Below are 14,143 nucleotides of genomic sequence, written 5' to 3' on the forward strand. Positions count from 1 at the left end.
TGAGTAAAAACGGTATATTTTTTTCCTTGAGCGGAAAACTACCTCAAAAAGGGGGAATGCACGATGGAACATCGGCCGCGCATTGTAATTGCTCTGGGTGGAAACGCGCTCCAATCCAAGGACTCTGAGCCTACCGCTCAGGCCCAGCTGGAGGTAGTGCGCCAAACCTGCGAACAGATCGCGGAAATCAGCTGCCGGGGTTATGAAATGGCTCTGGTTCACGGCAACGGCCCGCAGGTGGGCCGCATTTTACTTGCCAGCGAAACAGCAAAGGACGTGGTGCCGCCCATGCCCTTCGACGTCTGCGGCGCTATGAGTCAGGGATATATCGGCTATCATTTGCAGCAGGCGCTGAGTTACGCGCTGAATCAGCGCAACCGCAGCATCCCGGTGGTGAGCCTGACCACGCAGATGGTGGTGGAGCGGGACGACCCCGCCTTCCAGAACCCCAGCAAGCCCATCGGTCCGTTCTGCACGGAGGAAGATGCCCGAAAGCTGGAAGCTGCCAAGGGCTATACCATGAAGGAAGACGCGGGCCGGGGCTGGCGGCGAGTGGTTCCGTCGCCTCTTCCGCGCCGAATCGTAGAGATTGGCGCGGTGCGCCAGCTGTGGGACGAGACAATCGTCATCACCTGCGGCGGCGGCGGAATCCCTGTGGCGGAGAATCCCGACGGGTCCCTTGAGGGTGTGGCGGCGGTAATCGACAAGGATTTTGCCGCAGAACTTTTGGCGGAGCAGGTACACGCGGATATGCTCCTGATTCTGACCGAGGTGGAAAAGGTGGCGATCCGGTTCGGCAAGCCCGATCAGGAAAACCTCTCACACATGACGCTGAAGGATGCCGCCCGGTATGTGGAAGAGGGGCACTTTGCCGCCGGCAGTATGCTGCCCAAGGTGCTGGCTGCCATGAAATTCGTCCGCGCGTTCCCGAATAAGCGGGCCATTATCAGCAGTTTGGACAAGGCCATTCCCGCGCTTGCGGGAGAGACTGGAACGCAGATTACGTTCGCTTAAGTCAATACACGGAAAACGGGCGCGCTGCATGTGCAGCGCGCCCGTTCAACTGTGCAATTGGGAGAGAATGAAGCCGTTTAGACCTCTGCGATCAGCTCGACCTCAACCAGCAGGTTCTTGGGAAGCGTCTTTACAGCCACACAGGAGCGGGCGGGCTTTCCGGTGAAATACTTGGCATACACCTCGTTGAAAGCGGCAAAGTCGCCCATGTCCGCCAAGAAGCAGGTGGTTTTCACCACATGGGTGAAATCAATGCCGCCGGCTTCCAGCACGGCGCCCAGATTTTTCATAACCTGTTCGGCCTGAGAGACAACGTCGGCGCCCACTTCGCCGGTTGTGGGATCAATTCCGGTCTGACCGGAGGCGAAAAGGAATCCATTGGAGATGTAAGCCTGAGAGTAGGGACCCAGAGCGGCGGGAGCATGATCGGTGTGGATCAGTTTCATAAAAGAAGACTCCTTTCAGTATGATGGATGGGTTTATCGTACTTCATTCAAGAACGAATTGCAAGTCTTATGTGTTTTCTTTCGTGGCGGGCACGGACCATGCGGTGTGGTCTGTGTGGAGCAGGTGGTGAGACTTTTTTCCCAGCGGCTCTCGGAGGTACTCGCTGTACAGTGTCTTGATATCCGAATTTTCATGAGAAAAGCGGACTTTGCTCTTGGCATCCAGATCCCAGAGGAACTCGCCCCGTTCCGTGGCCATTTCCGTACCATCGTGGATGGGCTGACCGCCGCCGCCCGCGCAGCCGCCGGGACAGGCCATAACCTCCACAAAATCGTAATCCGCCGTTCCGGCCTCCAGTGCCTCCATCAGCGCGCGGGTGCTGGAAAGACTGCTCACCACGGCTACCCGAACTGCTCCGGCGCCGGGAATCGTAAAGGTGGCTTCCTTCCACGGGTTGTCTCCCCGCACGGCGGAAAAGGTGTCCGGCTTTGGATTCTTGCTGGTGGCAAGATAGTAAGCGGAGCGGAGCGCCGCGTCCATCACGCCGCCGGTGGCTCCGAAAATCACCGCTGCACCGGAGCCGGAGCCGAGGGGACTGTCAAACGGCTCCTCGGGAAGGTCCGTGGGAACGATGCAGTCGCTGCGCAGGAGCCGAACCATTTCGCGGGTGGTCAGCACCACGTCCACGTCGGGATCGCCGCAGGCGTCGTTCATAGTAGGCAGCTCACACTCGGCCTTTTTGGCGGAGCAGGGCATAATGGACACCACAAACATCTTGTGGGGGTCAACGCCCTTCTTTTCCGCAAAGTAACTCTTTGCCACCGCGCCAAACATCTGCTGGGGGGATTTGGCGGTGGAAAGGCACTCCGTATAGGCGGGGTACTGGGACTTGACAAACCGGACCCAGCCGGGGCAGCAGGATGTGAACATGGGCCAGCGGTACTTACCCCGGTGCGTGAACCGCTCCAGAAACTCGCTGCCTTCCTCCATAATGGTGAGGTCGGCGGTAAAATTGGTGTCGAAGATGTAATCAAAGCCCATGCGGCGCAGGGCCGCCACCATCCGTCCGGCAGTGGCGAATTTGGGGGAGAGGTTGAACGCCTCCGCCCAAGCCACCCGCACAGCGGGAGCCACTTGAACCACCGTGGTGATCTCCGGGTCCGCCAGCGCACGCAAAACCTTGTTGCTGTCATCCCGAATAGTCAGCGCGCCGGTAGGACAGTGTGTGACGCACTGCCCGCAGAAGGTGCAGTCCGTGTTTTTCAAAAGGCGGTTGAAGCTCACGTCCACCGTGGTGCGGGAGCCGGTGCCCGCCACGTCCCAGATGTGCATGCCCTGCACCTTGTCACAGACCTGCACGCAGCGCATACACTTGATGCACTTACTGGCCTCGCGAACCACCGGAGCATCCAGATCCACCCGGGACTTTTCCGGCTGGAGCTGATAGGGCTGGTAGTGGATGTTCAAATCGTGAGAAAGGGTCTGGAGTGTGCAGTTTCCACTGCGGATGCAGGTGGTGCAGGTGGAGTTGTGTTCGGAGAGAATGAGCCGCAGGTTCGTCCGGCGGGCGGAGCGGACGCGGGGGCTGTTGGTCTTAATGACCATGCCCTCCTCCACCTGCGTGTTGCAGGCGGGAATGAGCCGCTGCGTGCCTTCCAGCTCCACCACGCAGATGCGGCAGGCCGCGATCTCGTTGATGTCCTTTAAAAAGCACAGATGGGGAATGGGGATGCCAGCGTCGCTGGCGGCGCTGAGAATCGTGGAGCCCTCGGGGACGGAGAGGGCTTTTCCGTTGATTTCGATGTTTACCATTTTTCCACACGTCCTCCCTTAAAGATTCCATAGCCGAAGTGATCGCAGCGCAGGCACCGGGAGGATTCCTTCTGCGCTTCCTCGTCCGTAAAGCCGCACTCGATGCACTGGAAATCGCCTTTGCGCTCGCTGGCGTCCCGCTCACTGGTGTTGATGCGGCCTCGGGGACGCAGGTCGGAGAGATCCGGCGTGGGGATCTGCACATCGGTCACGATCTCGTGGTTAAAGCCCAGATATTCGTCAATATTGGCAGCTGCGGCTTTGCCTGCGGCGATGGCGCGGATGACCGTGGCGGGGCCGGTGACACAGTCGCCTCCGGCGAAGACGCCTTCGACCTCCGGCAGCTGTGTGCTGGAATCGGCCAGCACCGTTCCGCCGCGCTGAACCTTGACGCCGCTTTGCTCAAAGCCGTGTGTCTCAATGCCCTGACCGATTGCCACGATGACAATGTCGGCGGAGATGCGCTTGGGCTCCACGGCGGCGGTGTTTGGCCGGGGCCGACCCATGGAATCTACTTCGCCAATGATTTGGGGCTGCGTCCAAAGAGCTACAACGTGACCTTCCTCGCTGGATTCAATCCGCAGCGGAGCTTCCAGCGTCAAAACCTCCGCGCCCTCGGCAATAGCGCCTTCGATCTCTTCCGGCAGAGCGGTCATATCCGCCTGGCGGCGGCGATAGACACAGGAGACTTTCTTTGCCCCCAGGCGGATGGCGCTGCGGGTTACGTCCATGGCCACGTTGCCGCCGCCGATCACCACCACGTTCATGCCGGTGAAGTTGGGAAGTTCGCCGTCGCCGATATGGCGGAGCATTTCCACCGCGGAAACTACGCCGTGACTGTCCTCGCCGGGGATGCCGGTTTTCTTGTCGGTGTGCGCGCCTACGGAGAGGTATAGGCAGTCGAACTGCCGTCTCAGATCGTCCAGCGAAGGCTCTGTACCCACGTCCACCTCTGTGTGGACCTCGATGCCCAGAGAGAGAATGGAGGCAATTTCCGCATCCAGCTTTTCCCGGGGGAAGCGATAGCTGGGAATACCATAGCGCAGCATACCGCCCAGCAGCTTTTGCTTTTCAAACACGGTGACCTTGTGGCCCATTAAAGACAGGTAATAGGCTGCGGAAAGGCCGCCAGGGCCGCCGCCGACCACAGCAACGGTCTTGCCGGTAGAGGGGGCGCAGGAGGGCTGGGGTACGTCGCCCATATGATCCACGGCATACCGCTTCAGTCCGCGGATGTTCAGCGGATCGTCCACCATGTTTCTCCGGCACCGGGCCTCGCAGGGGTGTTCGCAGATATAGGCGCAGGCGGTGGGGAAGGGATTGTCCTTGCGGATGAGACGTACTGCGTCGTCGTACCGTCCCGCGTTGATCAGGGCGATGTAACCGGGGATGTCCACGCCCGCGGGACACAGCGCCACGCAGGGGACCGGGTTGCGCAGCCCACCCAGACACCGGTGGCGGAGAATGTGCTCTTCATAGTCGTCCCGGAAGCCTTTCAGACCCATCAGGACCAGCTGTGCGGCGTTAATACCGATGGCGCAGTCAGCGGTGTCCACGATGGCCTGCGCCGTCACCTCGATGCGGTGAATGGTTCGCATCTCCGCCTCGCCGTCCAAAACCGCTTGCAGCATGTTGGAAAGCTGCCCCAGCCCGATGCGGCAGGGCGCACATTTGCCGCAGGTCTGCGCATGACAGAGATTCAGGAAATTCAATGCCATATCAATGGGGCACAAACCCGGAGGGCTGGCCGCGATGCGGCGTTCCACGCCGCGGTAGAGCTGGTCGACCACGGCCTGAGCCTGACTGGGCGTTTTGATATCGAGTCTGCTCATGGTTTCTCTCACTCCTCTTTTTCGTTTCTGGTTTCCGATTTGCCGATTTCGTTTACCGATGCTTGCCTGCTGACAGTTGCCGATGCCTTTTCGCTAGGATTATTTTTGAGAACCGACGCGTTTGCGCCGGAATTCAAACGTTTTTTTCGCTTGCGGCGGAAGAGGATAACTGCCAACACCACCAGCGCGATCAAAATACCGCAGGCGGACAGAATGGCAGTGAGCCAAGAGTCGCTGGGAACGGCGCAGAAGACGCCGGAAACGCCGTGCATCTCCGTCAGGAGATAGCTGCCGCTGCGGTGGGTGCTCACCTGTGTCCAGCCTTCGGCCCCATAGTGCCACAGCGTTCCGCCGCCGGGGCAGAGAATGCGCAGGGGAGTGACGCTGTCCTCGGTCAGGTCCGTGCCGGTGAGGCTGAGGCGAAAGACCGCCGCACCTTCAACCGGAGCGGAGATATCGGTTTGTGGGACGCTCTCCAAAGCGGCCTGATCGGTAAATCGGCCCTCCGCCAAGGCCAGCGACAGTCCCTCGCTGGCAGCGTCGGTGGCAAGAACCGTGATCCAAGGCGTGTAGACGGCCTCCAGCATCACGTCGGAGTGAACGCCGTCGTAATTAAATTCCGGCCAAACGCCAAAGCAGTCCTCCTTTGCCGGGACTTCCGGCAATTCCACAAGGCTCAAATCCGCCCCGTACAAAAATGGGATGGAGGCGACGGTTTCACCGTCTGCGGTCAGGGTCAATGTAAAGGAAACCAGTTCTGTGGGAATACTGGGGAGCGCGCGAAGCCGGTCATAGGAGGCGGGTTCCGCATGGCCGGAATAGCTGATGGAGTCCACGCCGCCCACACCGGTGTCCAGGAAGAGGTTGCTGGACAGCCGGTCCAAATCCTCTGCATAGCCCGCCACCGCGCCTAAGTATTCCTTTCCGGCAGTCAGAGTTACGATGGAGACGCAGTCCGTCAGCGTTTTTCCGCTGCCGGCCACGCCGCCTACATAGTCCCCGCCGGAAAGAGTGCATTTTGCATAGCAGGCCCGGACGATGGAAGAGGCCGTTCCGGCCACGCCGCCTACGTAGCCGCCGCCGGTACTCTCCGCGTCGCCATAGTTTTGGCAGGCGGTGACAAGGCCCAGATCCATCCGGCCCACAACACCGCCCACGCAGTCCTTCTTCCCGGTGATATTTCCCCGGTTGACGCAGCCGGTGACCACGGCTTTTGACTGATAGGTGGCGGTGTAGGAAATGTCCAGCGAGCTGTCGTCCTCCGGGTCCAGATCGTATTCAATGCCGATTTCACCCACGATGCCGCCCACATTCCGGTCGGCCTCCACAAGGCCGGTGTTGGTGCTGTCTGCGGTTTTCCCGAGCGTGGTGGCGGCAATGTTTTCGGCGGAGACATCCTCAATGTGGTCGGACAGGGTCTTGTCGCCGTTCAAGCCGCTTCGCAGATCGTCCATCGCGTCCAGCATCAGGTTCATCACGGTGGAAAACTGACTGTTGACCGCCCGCAGGTCCTCCAGCAGGAGGTCGGACGCGGAGGTGACGGTGGAATTCAGCTCCTCCATTCCGCTGGATACGGCGGCAAGGTCGTCGTACAGCTTGTCACCCGCGGCACGGAAATCATCGTCCACGGGGGTGAAGGTCACGTCTCCGGCCTTGCGCAGTTCTTCAACGGAGGCTTTCAGCTTGTCAAAGGCATTGCTCAATTTCCGCCCGGCGCTTTCCCCGGCGGAGGCTACGGGTTTTAATTTCTCAAATGCGTCACGCAGCTTGGCGGAGAGGTTCCCAGCTGCGTTAGACGCGCTGTGCAGGTGTTCAAAGCCGCTTTCCAGCGCGGCGGAAGCGGCGGAGAGATCGTTCGCCGCGGAGGAAATTTGCTCCAGAGCCGCGTTCACCTTGGCCGCGTCGATATGCGTATTGGCCTGAATGGCGGCCACGGCCACGGCAATTTTGCCGTTGGCAGAGCTGAGATTGTTCAGCGCGACGGACAGCTGGGCAAAGGCGGCGGCCGCCGCCGTCAGGTCTTGGGGCGTTTGGCCCAGTGCGTCGGCAAGGCTGCTCATCGCCTTGGCGGCGGCGGACAGGGCGGCGCTCATTTCGCCAAGACCCGCACCCAGATCAGCCAGCGCTTGATTTACGGCGGCTTGGTCGTCGATCACCACGGCCTGACGAAGATTCTGTGCGGCCAGCTTGATTTTATCGGAGGCGGATTTCCCTTGCTGTGCGGCGGTTTTCAGGTCGCTCATGGCGGCGCTGAGCTGCCGCGCGGCGGTTTCACCGATATCTCCGGCCTGTACCAGAGCGTCCAGCGCCGGTTCCAGCCGGGCGGCCAGTGTCGCCAGATCGTCGGATGCGTCGGACAGATTGTCCATAGCGGGGGAGAGCTTATCCAATGCGTTGGTGACCGCCACGGAAAGGTCGTTCAGCGTATCCACATTGGCATTTAGCAAATCCGCCGTCCGGTCGATCAGATCCTTGGAACTGTCTCTGGCGCTGTCGGCGGAGTCTCCCAGAGCGGTGAGTTTGGCGGAAATGTGGTCTGAGGTGCTGTCCGCATCGTTCAGCGCAATGTCGATCAAAGCGCTGAGGCGATTCAGCGCGGAGCGCAGCTTTTCCAGCGTGTCGCTGTCCGCACCCATGACAATGTATGGCTCACACTGTCCCGCGATGCCGCCCACGTCCTTGCGGCCCTGAATGTGCCCCGTGTTGGAACAGCCGGAGAGATATCCGGCCTGACGGCCCGCGATGCCGCCGATGTTATAACCCATGTGGGGATAGCCCACGCTTCCGCTGTTGACGCAGCTTTGAACCACGCCGCTGGAATAGCCCGCAATGCCGCCCACATCCTGCCAACCGGACAGAGAGCGTTCTCCGCTCTGGTCGGAGACGGTGGTGAGGGAGTCCAGGGCGGAGCCGTCTGCCAAAGCGGCCATATTTAAGGAATCGTCGGAGTTGGGGGAGATATTGACTCTGGTTCGGCTGGTGCAGGAAAGCAGCGTTCCGGCGTTTTTACCGCATACGCCGCCCGTCGCCTGTTCACCTTGAACGGTTCCGCTGACGGAGCAGGAGACGACCCGCCCGCCGGACTCGTTCACGCCGCAGACGCCGCCAATGTTGGAGCGGCCCTGCACCGCTCCGGAGAAAACACAAGCGGAGATGGTGCCCCGATTGGTTCCCGCAATGCCGCCCACACTGGAGGCCGAGCCGCCGGGGGCGACCGTTCCTTTCACCGTGAGATTTTTTACCACACCGCCGGGCTGAATATATCGAAACAGACCCTGATTGGACCCGTTTGCATGTACTTCCAGTCCGGAGATGGTGAAGTGGCCGCCGTCAAATATGCCGCCAAAGGTGGGGATGGGGGTAAAGCCGCAGCCGGTCAACACCAGATCGGTGGACAGACGGACGGTTTTCCCCTGCGACCAAGTGTCCAGTGTGCAGTTTTCCGCCAGATTCATCAGATCGGAGACGGAGGTGATGTAGATCACATCCGACGATTCCTCAACCGCCAGCGCGGCGGGGGAAACCAGCGAGAGCAGGAGAACCGCCGCAGTCAGCAGCGGAAAAAGACGTTTACGCATGGTGGGCGGCCTCCTCTCTGGACGCTGCTTCTCCGGTGGGGGACGGCAGCTCCGGGGTGGGCGGCTCCGGCGATGGCGGAAGGGCCTTGCTCTCTTCTTGGACAGTCCCGGCCTCCACATTGGCGTTGAGGCTGCCGATAATGGTGCCGTTGAAGTCCGCGTTGATAATGCCGGAGACATAGCCCCGGACGTGGCCGTTTACCCGCAGCGTCCCGGTGTTCGTCTGCAAAATCCCCTTGTGCTTGAGGGTAAACGCGGTTTTTTCGATAATCACGTCGCCCAGAAGCAGAATCTGGGGCAGAATGCCCATCACCAGCGCAATGGACAGAATGGTTCCCCGGCCAAGGCAGATGCCGATGGAGGAAATCGAGGTGTCGGAGGAGAGAAAGCCGATCAGCGTTCCGGCAGTGGCCAGAATGGTGCCGGAGGTGATGATGGTGGGAAACGCCGCGTTCAGCGATTCAATAGCGGCCTCCTTTAAAGGCATCTGGTTTTTCAATTGGGTATAGCGGTTGGTGATGACGATGGCGTAATCTATGTTCGCGCCCATCTGAATGGAGGATACGATCAGATAGCTCAGGAAGAACAGATTGCTCTGGGTCAAATAAGGGAAGGAGAAGTTGATCCAGATGCTGCCCTGAATCACCAGAATCAGCAGTACGGGAAGTCCCGCCGATTGGAAAGTGAACACCAGCACCAGAATTACGAAGACAATGGTTAAAATGGAGATCATGGCGTTGTCCCGGGCGAAGGAGGCGGACAGGTCATAATCGCTGGTGGAGTTGCCCACCAAGAAGACGTCCCCGGTGTAATACCGGGCGGCGGTTTGGTGGAGGGTGGTCAGAAAATCAAAGGTTTCCTGACTTTCTTCCGGGAGATTCAATTGCAGAACCATGCGGCTGTAATGTTCGCCCTTCAATTGCAGTTTTGCGTCGGTCAGCTGGACATAGAGATCGTTCATCTCTTCCGTCAGGTCGTTGTCCAGCGTTACATAGCCCTCCTCCATCCGGTCGTGGAGGAAGAGGAACATGTCAATCAGGGGGACGCTGTAACTGTCCAGCCCGCCCACCAGCTGACCGTAAGTTTCCTGATCCACCGCATAGGCAGAGTACAGCAGGCGGGCCACCTCAATGTCCAAATCCGTCAGTTCCGCGAACTGGCGGGGCGTGAGTCGGTCGGTGAGCATGTAGCCGTCCATGGCCTCGGTACTGGAGAGGGCGGTGACGGAATCAATTTGGGGCATGGATTCCAGCGCGCGGGCCAGACGGCCCTCCGCCTCATAGTCCCCGGTGGGAACCAGCAGCGCCAGCATATTGGTGGAGCCAAACGTCTCGTCCACCTTTTCCTGCGCAATCTGACTGTCGTTTTTTGTATAGGTGGTAAGGGTGCTGCTGCCGTATACATAGGGGCATTGATTGGAAAAGAAGAACGCTGCGATCAGCACCACCACAAAGATCGGCGGCATAACGAAGCGGCTTTTGTACACAAACCGGCCCCACACATTGATCTTGGGGACAAAGCTCTTGTGATGGGTACGGTCGATCAGGGAGCTGAAGCTCATCAAAAGTCCCGGCATCAGGGTGAACACGCTCAAAAGACTCAGCACAATGGATTTCATCAGGACAATGCCCAGATCATACCCGATGCGGAACTGCATAAAGGTCATGGCGAGAAGGCCGGAGAGCGTGGTGAGGCTGGAGCCGGAGATCTCCGGGATGGCCTTGCTCAGTGCGGAGATCACCGCCTCCCGCGCATCCTGCGTCAGCCGCTCCTCGGTGTAGCGGTGACAGAGGATAATGGCATAGTCAATGGCCAGAGCCAATTGCAAAACCACCGCCACGGAGTTGGAAATAAAAGAGATTTCACCCAGAAGAAAGTTGGTTCCCTTGTTCAACAGGGCGGCGGTTCCAAAGGTCACCAGAAGCACGGGAATCTCCATATATGTATGAGAGGTAAACAGCAGCACCAGACAGATGATGACCACGGCGATCAGCATGACCACCTGCATCTCGCTGGCGATGGAGTCCGACTGGGCGTTGCCCACCTCGCCGGTGTAATAGACATCGTACCCGGACAGGATATCCTTGATGCTGCTGAGCGCATCCGTACTGATGGAGTCCTCCGTCTCTCCGTCATAAGTGACGGAAAAGAGAGCCGCCGCATCCTTGTAGTGATCATCGGTGTCGTCAAAGGCCACGCTTTTCACGCCCCGGACCGTCTCCATTTTATGGGCCAGCGATTCCGCTTGGGCATAAGAGATGTTGTCCACCAGAATGTCGTTGGTGCCAAAGGTGGTGAACTCCGTATCCATGATGGTCAGGCCCTGACGAGTCTCCGTGGAGTCCGGGAGATAGGCGGTGATGTCGTTGTTCACCTGCACCCATCCGCTGGCGATGAAGCAGAAGATTGCAAGGCCCACGTATAAGAGATAAAACGCCTTGCGCTTATCCACGATAAACGCCGCGGCCTGTTCCACAGGGGACTGCTTTTCACTGCCTCTTTCGGTTTGTTTGCTCAAACTTGAAAAACCTCCTTCATCACTCTGCACCGCCAAAGGCCGTGCGCGGCGATGATATGACTTTTTGCTAGTTTACTCTTTCTAGGGGGAAGAAACAACCGTTTTGCAAAAATTTCGTATAAAAAGTGGCAAAATGCTGGTGAAAAGTTTGACAAATTCAGGAAACGCGCGTATAACAAAAGCAGCAAAAAAGGTCGCGGGTCAGGTGGCTGTTCTTGCCCGCGGAATGGAGGAAAGCATGAGCGAACAGATGGATTTTCTGCGGACGGAGGGCGTGAACCAGCGCCTTTTAGACGCAGTGGAGGACTGGCGGACAAAGCAGGCTCCGGCTGGACAAAACGTGGCCCACCGGATTCCAAAGCCCCGCTATCCCTATTACGGAAAGGACGTGTGGGAAGAGGCGATCTCTGCCCTCTTGAGCGGAGAGCATCTGCTGCTGGTTGGCCCAAAGGCCACCGGAAAAAATGATTTGGCGGAAAATCTTTCCGCTCTGTTTGGCCGTCCTCAGTGGGACGTGTCCTTTTACATCAATACCGATGCGGCGTCCCTGATCGGCACGGATACCCTTGCGGATGGAGAGGTTTCCCTGCGTCACGGGCCAATTGCCCGCTGTGCGCTGGAAGGGGGCTTTGGCATTTTGGACGAAATAAACATGGCCAAAAACGAATCGCTGGCGGTGCTCCACGCCACGCTGGATTTCCGCCGCTGCATCGACGTGCCGGGATATGACCGCATCCCCTTGTCGGACGCCACCCGCTTCATCGCCACCATGAACTATGGCTATGCCGGAACCCGGGATCTGAACGAAGCGCTGGCCTCTCGGTTCCTTGTCATTGACATGCCGCCCATCACGGAGGAAAATTTGTTGAAGCTGCTGAACCGGGAATTCCCGGGGTTGAAATCAGCCTATGCCCAGCAGTTTATGTGCCTGTTCACCGACATCCGCAAAAAGTGCGACAGCGCGGAAATTTCCACCAAGGCGCTGGACCTGCGGGGGCTTTTGGCCGCGATCCGCCTGATGCGGCAAGGGCTGCCCGCTGCGCGGGCGCTGGAGCTGGGCATTGTGAACAAGTGCTTTGACGATTTCGAACGTCAGCTGGTTCAGGACGTGGTCCGGGGCCGCATTCCGGAGGACTTGACGGGGCATGACGCCTTTGAAGATTGATGGAAATTCAGGAGAATGAAAAGCGCCGGGCCAGAAATCAGGTTTGGACCGCGGCGGAGGAATACGAGTTTGAGCCGAGTTTGAAGACCTATGACGCCGAGGGCCGGGCGGACCTGTATTGGAACACGGTGGTGGGCTGCGTCCGCCGGGACTGGGGCGGGGCGCTGGAGACTTTGTTTGCCTCCTTTGAAGGCTCTGTGGACAGTCAGCTCTATGAGCAGCTTACTTGGTTGGGGTTGGAGAGCGCGGTGTTTGACCGGGAGAGGGACCGCCGTCCGGCGATTCCCGCTCTGCGGCGGGGATACGCGCGGCGGGCGCTGGCGGAATATGAGCACTTTCCCTCCGACCGGCCCATCCACGTTCTCTCCGCCGGGCGCTGCCGGGAGATTCTGGGGCAGGACGCGGCGCTTTCACTGCGGGACAGCGAGATTCTGGCGGCGTTGGATCTGCCCGGCGATTTGGATGGTCCAGCGCTGGCCCAGCGGCTCCAAGGGGTGCTGACCACCTATTTTGGATATCTCCCCGGCGACGGTGCGCAGTCCGCGTCCGAGGACACGCCCACCGGCAAAAAGCGCCGCCTGTTCGGCGCTCGGCGGGGAAACCGGGTTCGTCTGCCCGCAGTCCGGGGGTTTGGATACGGCTTTGGAGAACACAGTCAGGATCAGACCGGAGAAGGCGGCCCAGCGCCTTTGCGACGTCTGGGGGAGATGACCCTTGCCCAGAGTGAAGAAGCGCTGCGAAGCTATATCGCCAGCTATTTCGGAACGCCGCTGTACTCCAAGGATCAAGTGCAAAAGCTGGAACAGGAGCTGTGCGTGGGCGACCACAAAAACTGCAAGCTGTACTACGCACGGGGCGGAGACGATCTAGACAAAACCGCCCGGGGCTATGCAGGCGCCCAGCGCCGGGCGGCATTGAAGCAGATGGAGAAGAACAAGGCCGCCTATGACGCGGATTTGACGCGGAATCGGGCCAGCATTGTCCGGCTCACCGCCCGCATCCGCAATGCCATGCTGGCCAACTTGCAGCCAACGGTGGTGCGGAGTGCCGCGGGTGTTCTGGACGCCATGCGGGTCTGGCGGGCAGAGGCGCTGAACGACGACAAGGTTTTCAACCGGACGCTGCGGGGCGACATGGGGGATTTGTGTGTGGACATTCTGTTGGACAGTTCCACATCCCAGACCCAGCGGCAGGAGACGGTTTCCGCCCAAGGGTACATGATTGCAGAGAGCCTGACCCGCTGCGGCATCCCCGTGCGTGTGACGGCGTTCTGCTCCCTCAGCGGATACACGATCATGACCCGCTTCCGGGACTATCAGGAGACGAAGCGCAACGAGAATATCTTCCACTACTTCACCACCGGCTGCAATCGGGATGGTTTGGCCGTTCGCGCTTTGGGACGGGAGCTGGACAACGCGCCCTGCGAACACCGATTGGTTATCATTCTCTCCGACGCCAAGCCCAACGATGTAATCAAGATCGCTCGCGGCAGCAGCTATCTTGATTACGCGGAGCAGACCGGCGTGCTGGACACCGCCCGGGAGGTCCGGGTTATCACCCGCACCGGTGCGGCGGTAATCTGCGTGTTCACGGGGGACGACGAAGACCTGCCCTCCGCTCGAACCATCTACGGGCGGAACTTCACACGCATCCGGCAGCTGGATCAGTTTGCCGACACGGTGGGGAGCCTTATTCAAAATCAGATTCGCAATCTGTGAGCCTCGTCCAGACGGCGTTTTCCGTCTGCCCCGGATAAAAAATCAGGAGGAGTGGACGG

At 59.4% G+C, this 14,143-nt stretch carries 8 protein-coding genes; 3 read left to right on the forward strand and 5 right to left on the reverse strand.

All coding sequences use genetic code 11. The features are described 5' to 3' along the window. The first annotated feature begins 63 nt into the window (after positions 1-63). Positions 64-1,014, forward strand: coding sequence for a carbamate kinase (gene arcC, locus ON16_RS03595; RefSeq protein ID WP_040659445.1), 951 nt, complete (start codon positions 64-66; stop codon positions 1,012-1,014). A 77-nt stretch (positions 1,015-1,091) separates the two neighbouring features. Here the strand turns inward: arcC and ON16_RS03600 are convergent, their stop codons facing one another. From ON16_RS03600 to ON16_RS03620, 5 genes are all read right to left on the reverse strand, one after another. Continuing rightward, positions 1,092-1,460: a RidA family protein gene (locus ON16_RS03600; RefSeq protein WP_040659447.1), complete on the reverse strand. Its 369-nt coding sequence runs from the start codon at positions 1,458-1,460 to the stop codon at positions 1,092-1,094. A gap of 67 nt (positions 1,461-1,527) precedes the next feature. Continuing rightward, positions 1,528-3,273: a [FeFe] hydrogenase, group A gene (locus ON16_RS03605; RefSeq protein WP_040659449.1), complete on the reverse strand. Its 1,746-nt coding sequence runs from the start codon at positions 3,271-3,273 to the stop codon at positions 1,528-1,530. Further along, positions 3,267-5,105 (reverse strand): NAD(P)-binding protein, encoded by a 1,839-nt coding sequence (locus tag ON16_RS03610; RefSeq protein ID WP_040659450.1) that lies wholly within the window; start codon positions 5,103-5,105, stop codon positions 3,267-3,269. The genes ON16_RS03605 and ON16_RS03610 overlap by 7 nt, the downstream gene beginning before the upstream one ends. 8 nt (positions 5,106-5,113) lie before the next feature. Next, a complete protein-coding gene (locus ON16_RS03615; protein WP_040659452.1) occupies positions 5,114-8,683 on the reverse strand; it encodes a coiled-coil domain-containing protein in 3,570 nt (1,189 codons plus the stop codon). After that, positions 8,676-11,201 (reverse strand): efflux RND transporter permease subunit, encoded by a 2,526-nt coding sequence (locus ON16_RS03620; protein ID WP_051131503.1) that lies wholly within the window; start codon positions 11,199-11,201, stop codon positions 8,676-8,678. Before ON16_RS03620 ends, ON16_RS03615 begins: the two co-directional genes overlap by 8 nt. A gap of 238 nt (positions 11,202-11,439) precedes the next feature. On the opposite strand from ON16_RS03620, the gene ON16_RS03625 reads away from it, so the two are divergent. Both ON16_RS03625 and ON16_RS03630 read left to right on the forward strand, forming a co-directional pair. Then, positions 11,440-12,366, forward strand: a complete 927-nt coding sequence (locus ON16_RS03625) for an AAA family ATPase (RefSeq protein WP_040659865.1) — start codon at positions 11,440-11,442, stop codon at positions 12,364-12,366. Continuing rightward, positions 12,366-14,084 carry a vWA domain-containing protein gene (locus tag ON16_RS03630; RefSeq protein WP_040659454.1) on the forward strand — a complete coding sequence of 573 codons (1,719 nt, stop codon included), beginning with the start codon at positions 12,366-12,368 and terminating at the stop codon, positions 14,082-14,084. The genes ON16_RS03625 and ON16_RS03630 overlap by 1 nt, the downstream gene beginning before the upstream one ends. The last annotated feature ends 59 nt before the right edge of the window (positions 14,085-14,143 follow it).

It is taken from the genome of Oscillibacter ruminantium GH1, assembly GCF_000307265.1.
GTDB classification, from domain to species: Bacteria; Bacillota; Clostridia; order Oscillospirales; family Oscillospiraceae; genus Oscillibacter; species Oscillibacter ruminantium.